The following is a 17666-nucleotide window of genomic DNA, read 5'->3' as shown; positions in this document are numbered from 1 at the left end:
CCAGATTCGGTTAGTTCGTCACCCTTTGGTGACGAACTAACCCGACCGAAGTTATCCGCGTAGCGGAGGGCGATACCGCCCCTTGGAAGTTATCCGCGTAGCGGAGGGCGATACCGCCCCTTGGAAGGGAGACGCTTTCTTCACCGACCGACAGTGAAGGGCCATCGGCCCCCGGCTAGCGCCGGTACTCAAGGGAGGGGTGTGCTCTAGGATTCAAAAAGACAGCCTCTGGTGTTTTTGGCTTTGTGAACTGTCTTTTTGAATCCGGTATCAAGGAGCCGGTATAAAGAGGTCTGCGCTAAACTGAGGTTGTAGCTTGACCAGCCTACGGACCTGCCGGGTAGATGGTGCATCCCGAACGGTGCGCCACTGCTGGCATGAAGAGGCGGAGTGGAGGGTTTCGGAGGGAAGCGCCCCTGCTCTGGTTAGAGGGGGCATTGGCCTCGAGCAAACCTACCGGGGTTTTGTAAATCAGGGGGTAGGCTCGAGCCTTTCCTTGCCAAAATAGGGCTGCACGGCTTTCGGCACGTTAACGGTGCCGTCATCGTTCTGGTGGTTTTCCAGCAGCATGACCAGGATGCGGGGGGTGGCCAGGGCGGTGTTGTTGAGGGTGTAGGCATAGCGCACTTTGCCGTTTTCGTCGCGGTAGCGCAGGTTGGCCCGCCGGGCTTGCCAGTCCAGGAGGGCCGAGCAGGAGTGGGTCTCGCGGTAGCGGTTCTCGCTGGGAACCCAGGTTTCCAGGTCTACCTGACGGTACTTGCCCAGGCCCATATCGCCGGTGGATACCTCCAGTACCCGGTAAGGCAGCTCGAGGGCTTGCAGGATGCCCTCCGAGATGGAAAGCATGGTGTCGAACCACTTCTTCGACTCTTCCAGGTCGGCCTTACAGAGCACGTACTGCTCTACCTTGTTGAACTGGTGCACGCGCATCAGGCCGCGCACATCCTTGCCTGCCGAGCCGGCCTCACTGCGGAAACACGGAGAGAGTGCTGTGTAGGTTTTGGGCAATTCGCTCTCGGGCAGAATCTCGCCGGCGTGCAGGTAGTTGAGCAGCACCTCGGCCGTGCCGGCCAGGAAGGCATCCTCGCCATCTACCGAGTACACCTGGTCGCGGGCGGTGGGGAACTGGCCGTGCCCGTACAGCACCTCTTCCCTGGTCAGGCTGGGTACACTCATGGGGGTAAAGCCGGCCTGAATCATCCGGTCGAGGGCAAAGCGCAGCAGGGCTTGCTCGTAGACCATCAGGTCGCCCTTCAGGATATACGAGCGCGAGCCCGAAACTTTGGCCGCCCGTTCAAAATCGCCCCAGCCGTTTTTCTCGATGAGGGCTACATGGTCGAGGGGTTCAAACAGGAAGATGCGGGGGTTGCCGTGGACGCGGGTCTCCACATTGAACGAGTCGTCGGGGCCAACCGGTGCACCCTCCCAGGGAATGGTAGGTGTTAGATAGAGCAGGTTCTTCAGCTTAGCCTCGAGGTCGCGTAGCTGGGGCTCGAGTTCGGCGAGCTGCCGCCCAATCTCCTTGCCCTTTTCAATCATGGCTGCGCGCTCTTCGGGCCGGGCCTTGCTGGCAGCTTTGGCGTTGGCGTTGCGCTCGGCCTGGAGAGCCTCGGTTTTTCGCTTGAGCTCCTGCACCTGTGCGTCCAGGGCCAGCAACTCGTCGAGGTCGAGGGTGACGGCTTTCTTTTCGATGGCCTCGCGGACGATTTCGGGGTTTTCGCGGATGAATTTGATGTCTAGCATATCGGCGCTCGGGGTCGAGGGCTGGGGCCAGGGCTCGAGGCTGGAACTCTTGATTCCAGGCCCCAGCTGCTCGAGGTTATTCAATGACCCTTGGTACTTTGAACTGACCTTCTTCCTGTTCGATGGCTACCGACAGGGCTTCCGATTGGCTCAAGGAAGGCCGGATTTCATCGGCCCGCAAGCGGTTGGTAATTTCAACTGGGCGGGCCATTTCGGGCAGGTTTTCGGTATCCAGCTCGCCCAGCTTTTCAAAAAAAACCACAATTGAGCGAAGCTCACCCTCGAGCTTCGCCTCTTCTTCCGGGGTGAGCGCCAGCCGTGAAAGCTTGCCCAGATTTTTGACCAGTTCAGGAGTAATCTCCATGGATGCCATTCTAACCCTGGTTGGCCTCTGACCTCGTATGCTGCAAGTCCTGGGCTTTGGTAGGCTATTTTCATGTCGCCGGAAGAGTTCAAGCGTTTGGGCTACCAACTGATTGACTTCATTGCCGAATACCGTGCCAGCCTCGAGACCCAGCCGGTGATGGCGCAGGTCCAGCCGGGGGCCATCAAAGCCTTATTTGCTTCGGCTCCCCCTCAACAAGCACAGGGGTTGGAAGGGGTACAGGAAGACCTGAAAGCGCTTTTCCCCGGCCTGACCCACTGGCAAAGCCCCTATTTCTTCGCCTGGTTTCCATCGAACGCGCCGCTCTCCTCGGTGCTGGCCGATCTCATTGCCACCGGGCTCGGTCAGACCGGCATAACCTGGCAGGCCAGCCCGGCCCTGACCGAGGTAGAAGAGGTAATGACCGACTGGCTGCGCCAGATGCTGGGCTTGCCGGCGCAGTTTCAGGGGGTTATTCAAGACACTGCCTCCACCGGTACGCTGGTGGCGCTGCTCACTGCGCGCGAATGGGCCACAGGCCAGTCCCAGGACCGGGGCGGGCTCCAGGCCGAGGCCCGTCCCCTCACGGTGTATGTGTCCGACCAGGCCCACAGCTCGGTGCCCAAAGCCGCACTGCTGGCCGGTTTTGGTCGCGAAAATCTGCGCCTGATCGAAACCGACGAGGCCCACGCCATGCGGCTGGATGCGCTCGAGGCCGCCCTCAAGCGCGACCTGGCCGAAGGGCGCAAGCCCTGCGCGGTGGTGGCTGCCGTGGGCACCACGGCCACCACGGCCATTGACCCGGTGCGAAAAATTGCCGAGCTATGCCAGCAGTATGGCCTGTGGCTCCATGTGGACGCGGCCATGGCCGGTGCCGCCATGATTCTGCCGGAGTGCCGGTGGATGTGGGATGGCATCGAGCAGGCCGACTCCATCGTCATCAACCCCCACAAGTGGCTGGGGGTGGCCTTCGACTGCTCGCTTTACTATGTGCGTGAGCCCGAACACCTGATCCGGGCCATGTCCACCAACCCTTCCTACCTCCACTCGGCTGCCGATGGGCAGGTCAAGAACTACAAAGACTGGGGCATCCCGCTGGGCCGTCGCTTTCGAGCCCTCAAGATCTGGTTCACGCTGCGTGAACTGGGAGTGGAAGGCTTGCAGACGCGGCTGCGGCGCGACCTGGCCAACGCCAAGTGGCTCGAGGTCCAGGTCAAACAGACCCCCGGCTGGGAGCTGCTGGCGCCGGTGCCTTTGCAAACGGTGTGTGTGCGCTACAACCCAGGGGGCCTGAGCCCGGAGCAGCTCGACCGGCACACCCAGGACTGGGTAGCCCGTATCAACCGCACGGGCCGGGCTTTCTTGACCGCAGCCCTGCTCAAAGGGCGCTGGATGGTGCGGGTCTCTATTGGCGCGGAGGCCACCGAACGCCCACATGTGGAAGCGCTGTGGGCCCGCATGCAACAAGAAGCCCAGAGGGTTGAGATTGGCACCTGAGCGTTCCGACATTTACCAGCGGCTACAGACAGAGGACGGTTCACCCACGCTGGTGCATCCGGTATTCAAGGAGGCCTACAGTTCTCGGCACGGGGCCTGGATGCAGGCCAATGAGCTCTACCTGAAGCTCACCCAGACCCATCGGCACCCATCCCCCAGGGTGCTGGAGGTGGGCTTTGGGCTGGGGGTTAATTTCCGGGCGACCCTGGAAAACTGCCTGCGACGCGGGGTGTTTTTTGAATACCTCAGCTACGAGGGCTATCCGGTCTCGAGGATGATACTGGCGTCGGTTGGGGTTCCGCTTTCGCCTGCTGCCGAGCAGGTATGGATGGATTTGCTGGCTATTTGGCCTGCCCATCCGCGGGCCCCTTTACGGCTGGAGGGTGTTTGGGGCAGGCTCGAGGTGCGCTTTGAAGATGTTGTCGCGGCTGCCATGCCTTCTGACTGGGCAACGGCCCTTTACTTTGACCCCTTTAGCCCGCAAGTGAACCCCGAGCCCTGGCAACCTGGTGTTCTGCAAAAGCTGTTCGGGGCGGCTGGTGGGGGTGCACGGCTGGCTACCTACTCGGTGGCGGGGCGCTTTCGCCGCAACTTGGCCGCGGCAGGGTTTGCGGTCAGCAAGGTGCCAGGTGTAGGTAAGAAGGCCTGGACACTGGCCGAACACACAGCAGAGTAGGGGTTTCAATCGGGCCCGGCCTCGGCGAGTTGGGGGTTTTCGGGCTCCTCTACGAGGTTGAGGCCCAGGGCACGCTCGGCCAGACGCTCTCCGGCCTCGGCGAAGGGATGCGAGATGAGTGTAGCGCCTGCTTCCGCCAGGAGGGGGTCTTCCTCGCGGTGATAGCTTGTGGCAGCGATGAGGCCCGTAAAACCCCGCTGTTTGAGGCCGCGCGCCGCCCGCAGCTTGGCCTCGAGGTCGGGCAGGGTGAGCAGCACCCCGCGCAAGCCGGTGAGCTCGAGGCGTTCCCAGAGCTCAGGGTCTTCAGCGTCGCCGTAGCGCACCTGACGCTTTTTGCTCCGGTGAAAGTCGAGCTTGCCCTCATCGGCGTCGAGGCCCAATACGCGGTAGCCCTGACCGGCCAGCATCTTGTAGGCGGCGCCTCCGGTGCGGCCCATTCCCACCACCAGCCATTCGGCCCCGCCCAAACTGGTGGGCTCGTCGTCGGCGTGGCGCCCTTTGCGCTCGAAGCGCAGCAGGTAGGGCTCGAGCTGCTGGTAGAGGTTGTGCACCGAACGATTGAGGGGGGCGGCCAGCGCTAGCGAGACCGCTACTACCAGGCTGACCAGCTGCCCATACGCGGCCGGTACAAGGTTGCCCTCCACCGCAGCCAGGCTTGTAATCAGGGCAAACTCGCTGTAGCTCAAAAGCGAAACACTGGTCACAAAAGCCGTGCGGGCCCGCAAGCCAAAAGCGATAAAGAGTGCAAAGAAGAGTACACCCTTGAGGGGCAGCAGGGCCAGCAGCCCCAGGGCCAGCCCCAGGCCATCGCCATTTGGCAGGCCCATCATGCCTATCTGCAAAAAGAAGCCCACCAGAAAGGCTTCTTTGAGCCCCCACAACGTGCGCGAGAGCTCGGAAACCTGGGGGTGTCCGGCCAGCGCGGCGCCCATGAGCAAAGCCCCCAGCTCGGGCGAGACCCCCAGGGTTCGGGCCAGGCTGGCCCCGCCCAGAGCCAGCCCCAGGCCATAAAGCAACAAAAGCTCGTCGTGGCCGCTTTTCTCGAGGATGCGCCCCACCACAGGCCGCAGCAGCGGCAGTCCCAGCAGCAGCAAGGCCCAGGGGGTGGGGTTCTTGACCCCGACATAGGCCATCAGGCCAATGGCCACCAGGTCTTGCAAAATCAGAATTCCGACCGCAAGCCGGCCGTGAAAGGTGGACAGTTCACGCCGGTCATCGAGAAGCTTGACGGCCAGCACGGTACTCGAAAAGGCCAGGCCAATCCCCAGGTACAAAGCCGCTTGGGCGCTGAGCCCGGCCCAGAACACCACTGCTCCCAGCAGCAAGGCAAACAAGAGCAGGTGCAGCCCCCCCACCCCCAGGACTTCGGGGCGCACCATGCTGCTAAAGCGCAGTTTTAGTCCGACTGTAAACAGCAGGAGCAAGACGCCAATATCGGCCAGGTTTTCCAGCAGGTTGTTGGGCTGTTGCTGCAGGCCCCACAGGACAAAGCCAGCCGCCAAATACCCCACCAAAGGCGGCCAGCCGAACCGATTGGCCAGCCAGCCCAGCCCATATGCCATACCTACCCAGAGCCACTCCATGTCTTCATATTAGAGGCTACTGAGGCTTTCCCGAGCGCTTACGGGCAGCCAGTACACCGAAAGGCGGCGCGCCCAGGCGGCGTGCGAGCCGTGGCATAACTACCAGGTCGGGGTTGTGCAGCCAGGCGGCATCCAGCAGGGCCTGGGCGAGCTGGCCGGCATTGCGGTAGCGCCGGAGTGGCACTTTTAGGGCCTCGCGTTCCTTACCAATCAAAATAAGCTGCAGGCCGCCGGCCAGAATGTCGCGCAGTCCGTCTGCCGCCTCCAGCCCCTCCAGGGGGTATTCCTGCCAGCGCCCAAAGCTTTGCAGGCGCAAGCAACGGGGGGTGACCTCGAGGCCCGAGAGCCAGCCCTCTTCCACCCCCAGCAACACCATGTAAATCCCCAAAAGCCCAAACAGGATTACCGACCAGCGCGGCTCGACGCCCTGGAACCAGGCCCCCACACAAAGCCCCACCAGCACCGCACCCATGACCATTAGACCCACGGCCACCAGATAGGTTTGCACACTGCGTATGGAGGTAATCTTCGGCGTGGACATTGGGGCAAGTGTACGCAGGGAACAGGTCACGTACAAGTACCAAGCCCACGGGGCCAGGCAGGTAAGACCAACCGTACCTGAATCGTTATCTTCTAGATTTGTTCCCAAATCCCCTCATCCCAGGCGAGTCGCTTACGCGATTCTGCTGCAAGCACTGGCAAAGCCGTAACCTGGGCGACACCCCCAGGAGTAGAGAGTTGCGTTTCCATCACTGGTAGATAACGCGGTCGGGGTGTCGCCTCCTCCCGCCCAGGGGAGAAGGCAAGGGGTTCATGAGGATTTTGCTATAAGACGCAAGCCAAGGTTCGGGCCATGTCCTTATGAGCAGGATGGTCGTAGGGTCGCTGGCTATCGGCTATGGACCATAGGCTACCGGTACCCCTTTATTTTCCCACGCAAAAGTTGCGAAACACCCGGTCAATCACTTCTTCCGAAACGTCCTTGCCCAGAATTTCCGCAAGTGCGTCCAGGGCCATTTCGATCGAAACCCCGGCCAGGTCTTCGGGGGCCTCCATGGCCTCCAACAGATGGGCTTTTGCGCGCCGCAGAGCCTCCACGTGACGTTCGTTGCTAATCCATATTTCGCCTTCGGGGGCCTCACCCAGCAGCCGCTGATGGATTTGCTGGCGCAAGGCCTCCAGGCCCAAGCCGGTCTGGCTCGAGACCCTCAGAAACGAATGCTCCGTCCAGACGGGCGGCAGGTCAGCTTTGGTAGCAACCATCAGGGTGCGCGCCCAGGGCAACGGCGGTGGGGTAGGGCGGGGCTGGCTCTGGTCGGCCAGGTAGAGCACCAGGTCGGCTTCCTGAGCAATCTGCAAGGCCCGCTCCACCCCGCTTTTCTCGATGAGGTCCTCGGTCTCGCGAACGCCGGCGGTGTCTACGGCCACGATGGGCACCCCGGCTATTTCCAGGGGGGCTTCCAGGTAGTCGCGGGTGGTTCCGGGAATAGGGGTGACGATGGCCCGCTCGTAGCCCAGCAGCGCATTGAGCAGGCTGGACTTGCCGGCATTGGGGGCGCCGACCAGGGCAATACGGGCCCCTTTCTGGGCGATACGTCCGGCGGGGGCGGTGGCCAGCAGGTGCTGAACCTCGAGCAAAACGGGCTTTAGCGTCTCTTGAATCTGGGCCGGCTCGACCCCTTCCTCGGGGTAGTCCAGCCAGGCCTGGATATGCGCCAGCAGGGTAAAGAGTTCCTCGGAGATGTGGGCAATCTTTTGCGAAAGCCCTGCACTCAAGCCCCGCAGGGCCTGCCGCCGGGCGGCGTCTGACTCGGCCTCCACCAGGCTCAGCACCGACTCGGCCTGGGCCAGGTCCATTTTGCCGTTGAGGTAAGCCCGCAGGGTGAACTCGCCGGGCTGGGCGGGGCGGGCCCCTTGCTCAAAGAGCGCCTGCAAAACCCGGCGCAATACTGCCGGGGAGCCATGGGTATGCAACTCGGCGCTGTCCTGGCCGGTGTAGGAGTGGGGTTGGCGAAAAACCAGCAAGAGCGCCTGATCCAGCACTTCCTGGGTCTGGGGGTCGCAAATTGCGCCGTAGGTAAACCGACCTCCTGCGAGCTGGCTAGGGTTCTTGCCTTGCCAGAGCCTCGAGACCAGCTCCAGGCTGCCCTCGCCCGAGACCCGCACGATCCCAACCGCCCCTTTGCCCGGGGGGGTGGCGATGGCGGCAATTACGTCTTTGAGCGAAGGCAGGCCCACGGGAACTTAGTTTATGCGTGGCAGAATCCAGTCAATGAGCACCAGGGCAGTTTTGCTGCGGGATAAGGGGTCGCTGGCGAAAAGTCCGTTGATCAGCTCGAAGTGGGGGAGGGGGGCCTCGAGCCGGGTGATATGCGCCAGGACCGCCCCAGCCGGGGGCATGGGCTTGTGGTTAGCCGCCCACAGGCCCTCCAGGATCTTCCAGCCCTGGATGCTGGCCAGGTAGCCCATTTTGAGCTGGGCTTGCTCACTCAGGGCAGTCTGGAGCTTGCGCCGGGCATTCTCCAGCCAGTAGGCCAGGGCTTTGCGTTCAGCCTCGGGCATCTGGTAGGCCTCGAAAAGCTGTTGGGCCTCTACCCGCAGCTCGGCCAGTTTGCCCTCGGGATCGAAGAGGATTTTGCCATCCAGGTGGCTGTAGAGCTCCATGGCGTGGCGGCGCATCTTGTCGCGGGCCTGCACCAGGTTGCGAAAATGCATCTCCACCAGGTAACCCTGCTGCTCCTCGCTGCGGAAGCGGCGCTCGTTGACCCCGCTCAAAAGCACCCAGAAGTCGAAGTCGGAGCCGGGGGTGGCGTCGCCCCGGGCGCGCGAGCCCGTGAGCAGAACCCCCATCACCTTGGGGTCGGACTTGAGCAGCGCTAAAATCTGGGCAATTACCTGATCCATCAGTTGGGCTTTCCGGTCTGATATCGAGTACAAAGTGCTTCGGCCAGCAAAAGGGCGGCTTGTTTGTCCAGAAACTGGTTGCCGTTGCCGCACTTGGGAGACAGGATGCAACGCGGACAGCCCGCTTCGCAAGGGCAGCGCTGGAGCAGGTCTCGCGCCGCCATGATCCAGCGGGGGAACTGCCGCGCAGCCGCTCGAGCATACCCTACCCCGCCGGGGTAGCCGTCGTAGATGAAGATGGTCGGGCCGCTACCGGAGGCCAGGGGCCGGGGATAAAAAGGATACGAAACCCCCCCAATGTCCTGTCGCTCGGCCAGCACAAAGAGGGGCAGGAGGCCAATCAGGGTGTGCTCGAGGGCGTGTATGGCCGAGGGCACCAGAGCTTCGGTCAGAAAAGTTTGGTCGGGCCAGCGCGCTTCGATAGCGTTCATGCCCTCCAGCGCAGGCAGCACCTCCAGCCCCGCGCAGGGGTGAAACCAGACCGCCTCGGTCTGGAAGGTGAGTTCGGGCATCAGGAGGGCCACTTCTTCCAGAACCGCCTCGCTCACAAAGCGCTTTTTAACATAGCCTGTGACCCGCTCCCGCAGCACCACCGGCCCCACCCAGATACCGTTCAGGATTTCCTCTCCCTGCAGTACCTCGATTTCGGTCTCGGCCCGGGGCTGGGTGTAGTAGTCCTCGAGGCCCGGCAGCAGCACAATCTCGCGCTGCTCGGGGTCAAGGTTGCGTACCAGATAACTCTCGCCCTGGTGCAAATACACCGCCCCCGGATGGGCCTCCCAGTAGGCCTGTCGTTCGTCCAGGGTGCCCAAAAGCTTGCCGGTGTTGTCGCGAAGGCTAAAGCTCCGACCGAACCCCCGCAGCACCAGGGCCTGGTGGGGTTGGCGCAGCGGGGTATAAAGGCGCTTGTATCGCTCGACCAGGGGTGGCTGGATATTTTGCCAGGGCTTATAGAAGGGGTCGAGGGGCGGGGTATCGGGGCTGGAAGCGGTCTGTACGTCAGGTAGGGCAATGGGCAGCTCTCTTGCAGCGCAGTGAGCGTGCAGGGGGAAAAGGACGGGGTTCTCGGGGTCGGCAATGGCCGACTCGGGGGCGCTGGACAGGAGCAGTTCGGGATGTTCCTCGAAAAAGGCATCCATAGGGTCTTCCCGCGGAATCCACAGCACCAGCGAGCGCCGCCCGGCCCGCCCGGCCCGCCCGGCCCGCTGCCAGAATGAACTGACCGAGCCCGGATAACCCAGCAGAATGACCGCGTCCAGCCCGCCAATATCTACCCCCAGCTCGAGCGCACTGGTGCTCACCAGCACCCGAACCTCGCCCTCCTGCAAGGCCTGCTCCAGTTTTCTGCGCTCTTTTGCTGTATAGCCCGCGCGGTAGGGCCGTACCCGCTCGTCGGCTGCATACCGCGCGACCAGCTCGGCGGTGCGGCGGGCGTTGGTGAAAATCAGGGTTCTCAGGCCCTGTTCGGCAGCGTGGCGGGCCAGCAGGGCCGCCTCGAGGTTGGGGCTGCGGCGGTGTTTGCCTTCCTTATCGAGGGCCCGGGGTACCCAGACCGCAAACTCCCGCTCGGCCCTCGAGGGGTTGGCCGTCAGCAGGGAAAACTGCAAACCGGTCAGGCTCTGGGCGTGCTCGGCGGGGTTGGCAATGGTGGCGCTGGCAGCGATCACTTGGGGGATGGCCCCATAGTGCCAGGCCAGCCGCAGCAATCGTTGCAAGATTAGGGCAGTATGGGTGCCGAACACCCCTCGGTAAGCGTGCAGCTCGTCCAGTACCAGGTAGCGCAGTTTGGATAAGAACTCCGCCCAGTCGGCGTGGCGGGGCAGCAGGCCAAAGTGCAGCATGTCCGGGTTGGTCAGCAGGGCGCGGCCTTGTTGTCGGGCTTTTTGCCGTTGGGCCTCGGGGGTGTCGCCATCGTAGGTGTAGATGTGCTCTTCGATTTCGAGCAGCCGGCCCATCTGCCGCAGCCGGACGAGCTGGTCGTGGGCCAGGGCCTTGGTGGGGTAGATCAATAGCGAAGTTCCGCCCTCGAGGGCTGCTTTGAGCACCGGCACCTGAAAAACCAGGCTTTTGCCCGAGGCTGTGGAGGTAGCCAGGACAATGTGTTGTCCCTGCGCCATTTGGTCGAAGGCTTCGGCCTGAAAACTGAAGGGCTGCAACCCCAGGGCCATCAGAACGCCCGAGAAAAGTCCGTTGTAGGTTGTTTTTTGTGGCGGTCGTGCGGGCAGCTCCCGTACAAAGGCCAGTTGGCCGGCATACCCTTCAATGTTGCGCAGCCATTCGGCATAGGTCTGGTAGGGGAGTAGTTCTTTGGGTATAGCCATGGGCAGTGTCGAGGCGCTGTTTAGCGGTAGTCTCCGGGTTTTGGCTCCTGCACCCGCAAAACTTGATAAAGCGGAACCAGTACCAGCAGGGCGCCCACAAAGCCCAGTGTATGCAGGTCGAACCCTTCTACCAGAAGCCCGCCCAGGATGGGCAGGCTCACGCCTGCTGCGTTGGACCAGAGCTCGAGCACCCCAATGGCCTGGCCCCGTCGGGTAGCAGGGGTGACATCGGCCAGCATGGTGTTGGCGCTCAGGAACGTACCCGACCAGCCCAGCCCCACCAGAAAGGTGCCGGCGCTAATCACCCAGTAGCCTTGCCCCATACCCACCAGCAGAGCCCCCAGCCCTGCTACCGCCAGCCCGGCCAGAATAACGGGCTGGCGGCCCAAACGGTCGGCCAGCCGACCTATCGGCCAGGAGAAGGCAAACATGCCCATTACGTGCAGCGCCACCGAAAAGGATATTTGCGACAGACTACAGTCGAGGGCCTTGAGGGCCAGCGGGGTCATGGCCATCATCATGACCATCTGGCCCTGAACGGTTACCGCCGAAAGGATGGCTGCAACCCGGACGCGGGCCAGGTCGGCTTTCTCTATGTTTTCGAGAGCCTGGGCGTTGCTGCTGAGTGCGCTGGCCGGGTAGTAACGCCCGAGCTCGAGGGCCATCTGCTTGGGGTCGGGCCGAATGCTTCTAACCAGCCAAAAGCCCGGTAGTATCAGAAGCGGCACCATCAACCAGGCCAGGGCAATTTGGTTCATGCCCAAAGTCAGGCCCAGCCGCTCGGCCACAAAGACCAGCACGGGAGAAATAGCTGCACCCAGGAGCGAGCCCATCGCCACCAGGCTGAGCCCTTCAGCCCTTCGGCTGGGGGGGTACATATCGGCGGCCGCCACGCGCATCTGCTGCACGGCCCCCACCCCACTGCCAAAGACCAGCGCCCCTACACAAAAAAGAGCAAGCGAACCCAGCAGGGTTGCGGTGCCGATAAGCAAGGCCCCCACCATGGCCAGCCACAACCCCAGGTATAGCCCGGCTTTTCTGCCGCGTCGGTCGGTCATTCCTCCCACGAAATAGGACGTCATGACCCTGGCCAGACCCATCAGGCTGGTCGCCAGACCGGCAAAGGCAGCATTGCCCAACAGCATTACTACCTGAATGGCTCCAAAGGTGGGTACAAGCTGCATCCCGGCCCCATTGATGGCCTGGGTAATGGCCAGCAGCCAGGTATTTTTCTTGACCTGGGTTGGAATCGGGACTTCTGTGGAGGCATGAACACTCGGCCGTGCGGACACAAGGGCAGTATACGCTCGGTTTTGCGTTTGCCTACCTGTACTGCGCAGACCTGCGCCTGTAGCTTCGTTGAGGAACTGCTTGTATCGCCTCCACTTTTACCAGATTTGGTGGGTGCCTCGCCGGATGAAGTCGAACCAGCAGGGCTATCGCGCCCTTCACAGACGTTGCCGCCCGCGAAAACGAGAATGCGTCTGCGCCCAGACGCATGTTACGCACCCAAGCGTGGGCCGGGCCCGGCCCACGGGTGCTTGGGTTTCGAGCTTCCTGGCGGCAACTGCTCTGTCTCGGATAAGGATTCTTGATTCTCGGGAGATTCTATGTGAAGAGCGTTCTATATTTACCAGTGATGGGAACGCGACTCTCTAAACGCGGGGTGTCGCCGGATGAGGGGGAATATGAACGGCGCTCTAAGATAACCATCCAGGTAAAGTTGGTGTCACCCCGTTGAGGCAGGTCTCTTTGTCCCCTCTCGTTTTCGCGGCCGGCCACTGTTGTAAAGCGCGCAGCATAGTATTTGAAAACGGTCTTTTGTTGAATCTTGGCGCCACTGATCAAAGCCAGATTCCAGCTGTTTTTCACGGCGAGAAGTAATGGGGCGGGGGTGTGGCCAACATGACTGTGCCGGGCTTGGGGAAATGTGCAAAACGCATGGGGTCGTTTGGAGGGCGCGAACATTTGCCGCAGGCCAACCCTGCTAGACTGGAAAAGATGCAAGCTTCTCCCAAAGGACTCTCCCCAGCATGGCAAATAGGTTTTGTGGTGTTGATCGTAGTTGGTTTGATTTTGCTGGCCCTGCTTTCAACACCGCCCCAAAGAGCCGGCGATTTGCCCCAAACCCAGTTGGTGCGCCTGGATGGTCGCAGCGAAATGTTGCAAAGCGGCAAGCCCACCGTGGTAACGGTCTGGGCTACCTGGTGCACTTACTGCCAGCGGCAGTTGCCCGAGTTCGAGCAGATGGCCCGCCAACGTTCGGATGTGCGGTTTGCTTTTGTAAACGATGGGGAGCCGGCCCAGCTGGTGCGCCAGTTTCACGATACCCGTGGTTTTTCTAGCGCCGTGGTCTACCAGGATGCGCTGCGCACGGTCTCGAGCGCCCTGCGGGTCAACGGCTACCCCTCCAATTTTTTTTATAACTCCAGGGGTAAGCTGGTAGGCGAAGTGCGCGGTTACATGAGCCCAGAGCAACTTCAGGCAGCCCTGGCGCAATTAAACTAGGCCCCAGAGGGTAATGGCGGCTTCTCGCCCGCACTGAAATAATGCCATCGTGTGGGGTATATTCGGGAGGGTGCTATCGTGACCCCGTACTTTTCGCCGGAGCTGTTTCAGTTTTTGATAGAACTTCGCTTCAACAACCACCGAACCTGGTTTCAGTCCAATAAAAAGCGCTACGAACAGCACGTGCGCGCGCCATTTCTACGCTTCATTGAAGATTTTGCCCCTCGTCTGCACCGCATCAGCCCCGATTATCTGGCCGGCCCCCGCAGTCTCTTTAGAATCAACCGCGACACCCGCTTTAGTGTGAACAAAGCCCCCTATAAGACGCACGCCGCTGCGCAGTTTCGCCACCGGCTGGGTCAGGATGTCCACCTGCCCGGGTTTTACATTCACCTCGAGCCCGATAACTGCTTTTTGGGAGCCGGCATATGGATGCCCGAGCCGGAAAACCTGAGGCGCATCCGGGCCGCCATCGCCCGACAAGATGCCCGCTGGTTGCGCCTGCGCAAGAAGCTCGAGCTAGACGGAGAAGGCAAGCTCGTTCGCCCGCCCAAGGGCTACGGCGCCGATCATCCACTAGTCGAAGACCTCAAGCAGAGGAGTTTTACTGTTTCCTACAGCCTGGACGAAAACGAAGTGCTTTCCGATCGGTTTCCTGAAACGGTAGAAAAGGCTTTTCGTAAGCTGCTTCCGCTCAACCGGTTTTTAAGCGAGGTGCTGCTACTGGGGGCAGGGGAGTAAGCATGTTGCGGATTCAGCAGGACTGCCTCGAGCAAACCCTGAGCCACCTCCAGGCCGTGTTGCCGCGCGAAGGGGTGGGGCTTTGGGTGGGCAAGCGAGGCCAGGTGAGGCAGGTCTGGCCGCTGGAAAATGTTCATCCCATGCCCCAAAAACGCTACGAGGCCGATCCGCAGGCCCTGACCATGTTGCTTTTACGCATCGAGAGGGAAGGCCTCGAGCTCGTGGCCATATACCACTCACACCCTACCGGCCCGGCCCGGCCCAGTGAAACCGACCGCTCGCAAGCCTTTTGGCGCGTTCCCTACGTGATATTCGACATGCAGTCGGGTGAGGTGCGGGCGTACAGACTGCCCGAGGGTGACGAGGTGGTCATCCAGCTCGAGGTAGCGACACCTAAGGTATGAGCAGGGCTGTTTAGGCTGTTCGAGGATGCTATGTGGACCAAAGAAGAACTGGATCGCTACGCCCGGCACATTGTGCTTCCGGGGGTGGGAGGGGCCGGTCAGGCCAGGCTGAAGCAAAGCGCGGTACTGGTGGTGGGGGCTGGAGGCTTGGGTTCGCCGGTCCTGATGTATCTTGCAGCCGCCGGGGTGGGCCGCCTGGGGATTGTGGAAATGGATGCCGTGGACCTTTCCAACCTACAGCGGCAGGTTTTGTTTGATACCCAGGCCCTTGGGCAGCCCAAAGCTGAGGTGGCCAAAGTTCGTTTGAACCAACTCAACCCTCACGTTCATGTGGAAGCCTACGCCCACAAACTCGATTCACAAAACGCACTTCCAATTCTGGAGTCCTACGACCTGATCATCGATTGCACGGACAACCTTCCGACCCGCTACCTGGTTAACGATGCGTGTGTATTGCTTGATAAGCCACTGGTGTACGGTGCAATACACCAGTTCGAAGGGCAGCTTTCGGTCTTTCACCACCAGGGCGGGCCCTGTTACCGTTGCTTGTTCCCTCAACCGCCCAAACCTGGCACTGTTCCGAGCTGCGCTGAAGCGGGGGTTTTTGGGGTTCTACCGGGGGTTATCGGTAGCCTGATGGCCGCCGAAGCGCTCAAGATTCTGCTGGGACAGGGCGAAACCCTCTCGGGCAAGCTACTGGTCTATGATGGATTACAGGGGCACTTTCGAACAATCCGGTTTCCTCGGCGCACCGACTGCCCGGTTTGTGGTGACTACCCGAGTGTAACTACACTGCAAGATTATGAGCTGTTCTGCGGTATTTCGGTGTAGGAACGCGATACAATACACAGGCTGAAGCCGACATCAGTCGGAAAAGTTAGAGGAGAAACCATGAGTGCAACTGTGACGATTGCCAGAGGTCTGGAAGACGTAATTTTCACCGAAAGCAGCCTGTGCTTCATCGATGGAGACCAGGGCCGTCTGTACTACGCCGGCTACAAGATTCAAGACCTCGCCGAGTACGCTACCTTCGAGGAAGTGACCTACCTATTGCTACATGGTCACTTACCCAACAAGGCCGAGCTAAAGGCTTTCAGCGCCAGGCTGGCCTCCCTGCGGGCGCTACCACCCTCGATCATCAAACAGATTAAGCAGTTCCCCCGTAACGCCCACCCCATGTCCATGCTCCGCACGGCCGTGAGCGAACTCGGCATGGTAGACCCCACCGAGGGTGATGTCTCGCCCGAGGCGCTGTACGAGAAATCGCTCTCGCTGATTGCTAAGTTTGCCACTATTGTGGCCGCTACGAAGCGCCACCGTGAAGGACAAAAAATTCTTGCCCCTCGTAAAGGCCTGTCCCATGCTGCCAATTTCCTCTACATGTCGAATGGCAAAGTTCCCAGCAAAGAGGAAACCAAGCTGATGGACGTAGCCCTCATCTTGCAGGCCGAACATGGCTTTAACGCTTCCACCTTTACCGCTATTGCTGCTTATTCCACCCAGGCTGACATCTACAGCTCGATTGTGGCGGCGGTGGGTGCGCTCAAAGGCCCCCGCCATGGTGGAGCCAACGAAGCGGTCATGAAGATGATTGCCGAGATCGGTTCACCTGAGAAGGTCTCGAGTTGGCTGGCTGAACTGCAGGCTAAAAAAGGTCGTGTGATGGGCATGGGCCATCGTGTCTACAAATCCTACGACCCCAGGGCCGGTGTGCTTGACAAGTACGCGGGCGAGGTTGCTGCCAAGCACGGGCATAGTAAGGAATATGCCATCCTGAAGGAGCTCGAGCGTCAAGCCGGCGCCATTTACAACCCCAAGGGCATCTACCCCAACGTGGATTTCTACTCGGGGGTGGTGTACTCCGACCTGGGCTATCCCCTCGAGTTTTTCACACCCATCTTTGCGGTGGCCCGTATCTCAGGCTGGTGTGCCCATATTCTCGAGTACACCCGGATTGACAACCGCCTGCTGCGCCCCGACTCCCACTACACCGGAAAACTCGACCTACCCTACAAGCCCCTGTCCAAACGCTAGGTTCGTGCCGAGCGAGAGAGGCCCATGGCCTCAAAATCACGCAGGGCTTCTGTGGCGTTGGCATAGCGTTTGCGCAAGTCCTTGGCGATGAGCCGGTCTAAGTAGGCTTGAAGCTCGGCGCTAACGGATAAACCGGTATCAGGAGCGGCGACCAGTGGTGGAGGCGGCTGGTTGAGGTGTGCGCCCATCACCTCAACCGGCTCTCCCACAAACGGGAGCTCGCCCGCAACAGCCCAGTAAAGCAAAATGCCCGCCGAGTAGATGTCCGAAGCAGGCGTAGGTGACTGGCCGCGGATTTGCTCTGGGGCTATGTAGGCCAGCGTTCCAAGGCGCACCTTCTGGCTAAAACGCTCGCTTTGGGGGCCGGAGAGGTCGAAATCTACCAGACGTGCCTCCCCGGTGCCGTCCACAACGAGATTATCCGGCTTTACGTCGCGGTGAACGAGATTCTGGCTATGCATGTGAGCAAGGGCCTCGAGAAGGTGCTTGAAAACCTCCAAAACCTTTCCAGGGTTGTCCTTGCGCCATTCAGAAAAACGGCTGCCCGGAGCAAAAGCCAGCAAAACCGCGGGATTCTCGCTACCGTCGTGCGGCACGCTGAAGCGCGCGAGCACCGGGTTGATGTGTGGATGCTTGAGCTGACTCCCTACCTTCCACTCGCGGTCGGCCCGCCCTTCAAAACCTTTAGGGAACACCTTAAGTGCATAGGGTGTACCGTGTATATCGAAGGCTAAATACACTGTTGCCAGGGCCCCTCGGGCAATGGGTCGGATGACCTTATAGCGGCCCTCAATGGTAATTCCGGCTAACCCCACATTCATCACTATACCGATTTTTTGACCTGCGCTTGGGGTATTTCTCATCTGCTCTACCATGCTCCCCGATTTGCCT

General features: G+C 61.0%; 16 protein-coding genes. 7 read left to right on the top strand and 9 right to left on the bottom strand.

Annotated elements, in window-relative coordinates:
- Positions 1–471: 471 nt before the first annotated feature.
- Both serS and gatC read right to left on the bottom strand, forming a co-directional pair.
- On the bottom strand, positions 472–1743 hold the full coding sequence (gene serS, locus Mhypo_RS06455; protein WP_119340487.1) for a serine--tRNA ligase: 1272 nt from the start codon (positions 1741–1743) through the stop codon (positions 472–474).
- A gap of 76 nt (positions 1744–1819) precedes the next feature.
- Entirely contained in the window at positions 1820–2107 is a 288-nt protein-coding gene (gene gatC / locus Mhypo_RS06450; protein ID WP_119340480.1) for an Asp-tRNA(Asn)/Glu-tRNA(Gln) amidotransferase subunit GatC, read from the bottom strand.
- Between the two features lie 72 nt (positions 2108–2179).
- Between gatC and Mhypo_RS06445 the strand changes: the two genes are divergently transcribed.
- On the top strand, positions 2180–3604 hold the full coding sequence (locus Mhypo_RS06445) for a pyridoxal phosphate-dependent decarboxylase family protein (protein ID WP_119340479.1): 1425 nt from the start codon (positions 2180–2182) through the stop codon (positions 3602–3604).
- The gene (mnmC2, locus tag Mhypo_RS06440) at positions 3594–4280 is read left to right on the top strand and encodes a tRNA (5-methylaminomethyl-2-thiouridine)(34)-methyltransferase MnmC2 (protein ID WP_240637144.1); all 687 of its coding nucleotides are present in this window, start codon (positions 3594–3596) and stop codon (positions 4278–4280) included. Before Mhypo_RS06445 ends, mnmC2 begins: the two co-directional genes overlap by 11 nt.
- A 5-nt stretch (positions 4281–4285) precedes the next feature.
- Here mnmC2 and Mhypo_RS06435 read toward each other — a convergent pair whose 3' ends face one another.
- The 6 genes from Mhypo_RS06435 to Mhypo_RS06410 form a co-directional block, all read right to left on the bottom strand.
- A complete protein-coding gene (locus Mhypo_RS06435; protein ID WP_119340477.1) occupies positions 4286–5863 on the bottom strand; it encodes a cation:proton antiporter family protein in 1578 nt (525 codons plus the stop codon).
- A 16-nt stretch (positions 5864–5879) separates the two neighbouring features.
- Positions 5880–6404 carry an amino acid ABC transporter permease gene (locus tag Mhypo_RS06430; RefSeq protein ID WP_119340476.1) on the bottom strand — a complete coding sequence of 175 codons (525 nt, stop codon included), beginning with the start codon at positions 6402–6404 and terminating at the stop codon, positions 5880–5882.
- A gap of 383 nt (positions 6405–6787) precedes the next feature.
- A complete protein-coding gene (gene mnmE, locus Mhypo_RS06425) occupies positions 6788–8101 on the bottom strand; it encodes a tRNA uridine-5-carboxymethylaminomethyl(34) synthesis GTPase MnmE (RefSeq protein WP_119340475.1) in 1314 nt (437 codons plus the stop codon).
- Positions 8102–8107: 6 nt separating this feature from the next.
- Positions 8108–8767 carry a nucleotidyltransferase domain-containing protein gene (locus tag Mhypo_RS06420; protein WP_119340474.1) on the bottom strand — a complete coding sequence of 220 codons (660 nt, stop codon included), beginning with the start codon at positions 8765–8767 and terminating at the stop codon, positions 8108–8110.
- Positions 8767–11088, bottom strand: coding sequence for a DEAD/DEAH box helicase (locus Mhypo_RS06415; RefSeq protein ID WP_119340473.1), 2322 nt, complete (start codon positions 11086–11088; stop codon positions 8767–8769). Before Mhypo_RS06415 ends, Mhypo_RS06420 begins: the two co-directional genes overlap by 1 nt.
- A gap of 20 nt (positions 11089–11108) precedes the next feature.
- Positions 11109–12380 (bottom strand): MFS transporter, encoded by a 1272-nt coding sequence (locus Mhypo_RS06410; RefSeq protein WP_240637143.1) that lies wholly within the window; start codon positions 12378–12380, stop codon positions 11109–11111.
- A 760-nt stretch (positions 12381–13140) separates the two neighbouring features.
- On the opposite strand from Mhypo_RS06410, the gene Mhypo_RS06405 reads away from it, so the two are divergent.
- From Mhypo_RS06405 to Mhypo_RS06385, 5 genes are all read left to right on the top strand, one after another.
- Entirely contained in the window at positions 13141–13596 is a 456-nt protein-coding gene (locus Mhypo_RS06405) for a TlpA family protein disulfide reductase (RefSeq protein WP_240637142.1), read from the top strand.
- A 78-nt stretch (positions 13597–13674) separates the two neighbouring features.
- Positions 13675–14337: a DUF2461 domain-containing protein gene (locus tag Mhypo_RS06400; RefSeq protein ID WP_240637141.1), complete on the top strand. Its 663-nt coding sequence runs from the start codon at positions 13675–13677 to the stop codon at positions 14335–14337.
- Between the two features lie 2 nt (positions 14338–14339).
- Positions 14340–14741, top strand: a complete 402-nt coding sequence (locus Mhypo_RS06395; RefSeq protein ID WP_119340471.1) for a M67 family metallopeptidase — start codon at positions 14340–14342, stop codon at positions 14739–14741.
- 30 nt (positions 14742–14771) lie between these two features.
- Positions 14772–15572, top strand: coding sequence for a HesA/MoeB/ThiF family protein (locus tag Mhypo_RS06390; RefSeq protein ID WP_119340470.1), 801 nt, complete (start codon positions 14772–14774; stop codon positions 15570–15572).
- Between the two features lie 72 nt (positions 15573–15644).
- Positions 15645–16775: a citrate synthase/methylcitrate synthase gene (locus tag Mhypo_RS06385; RefSeq protein WP_170148231.1), complete on the top strand. Its 1131-nt coding sequence runs from the start codon at positions 15645–15647 to the stop codon at positions 16773–16775.
- Here Mhypo_RS06385 and Mhypo_RS06380 read toward each other — a convergent pair.
- Positions 16772–17596: a serine/threonine-protein kinase gene (locus Mhypo_RS06380; protein WP_119340468.1), complete on the bottom strand. Its 825-nt coding sequence runs from the start codon at positions 17594–17596 to the stop codon at positions 16772–16774. The two genes, Mhypo_RS06385 and Mhypo_RS06380, sit on opposite strands and share 4 nt — an antisense overlap.
- Between the last annotated feature and the right edge of the window lie 70 nt (positions 17597–17666).

The organism is Meiothermus hypogaeus (assembly GCF_003574035.1).
GTDB classification, from domain to species: domain Bacteria; phylum Deinococcota; class Deinococci; order Deinococcales; family Thermaceae; genus Meiothermus; species Meiothermus hypogaeus.
This window is presented reverse-complemented; position numbering and strand designations above follow the sequence as displayed.

Bases quoted from the DNA above. Each gene is read 5' to 3' on its own strand.
- Mhypo_RS06380 (WP_119340468.1), bottom strand. From the start codon at position 17,596: ATGAATGTGGGGTTAGCCGGAATTACCATTGAGGGCCGCTATAAGGTC.
- Mhypo_RS06430 (WP_119340476.1), bottom strand. From the start codon at position 6,404: ATGTCCACGCCGAAGATTACCTCCATACGCAGTGTGCAAACCTATCTG.
- serS (WP_119340487.1), bottom strand. From the start codon at position 1,743: ATGCTAGACATCAAATTCATCCGCGAAAACCCCGAAATCGTCCGCGAG.
- Mhypo_RS06415 (WP_119340473.1), bottom strand. From the start codon at position 11,088: ATGGCTATACCCAAAGAACTACTCCCCTACCAGACCTATGCCGAATGG.
- gatC (WP_119340480.1), bottom strand. From the start codon at position 2,107: ATGGAGATTACTCCTGAACTGGTCAAAAATCTGGGCAAGCTTTCACGG.
- Mhypo_RS06445 (WP_119340479.1), top strand. From the start codon at position 2,180: ATGTCGCCGGAAGAGTTCAAGCGTTTGGGCTACCAACTGATTGACTTC.
- Mhypo_RS06420 (WP_119340474.1), bottom strand. From the start codon at position 8,767: ATGGATCAGGTAATTGCCCAGATTTTAGCGCTGCTCAAGTCCGACCCC.
- Mhypo_RS06435 (WP_119340477.1), bottom strand. From the start codon at position 5,863: ATGGAGTGGCTCTGGGTAGGTATGGCATATGGGCTGGGCTGGCTGGCC.
- Mhypo_RS06395 (WP_119340471.1), top strand. From the start codon at position 14,340: ATGTTGCGGATTCAGCAGGACTGCCTCGAGCAAACCCTGAGCCACCTC.
- Mhypo_RS06390 (WP_119340470.1), top strand. From the start codon at position 14,772: ATGTGGACCAAAGAAGAACTGGATCGCTACGCCCGGCACATTGTGCTT.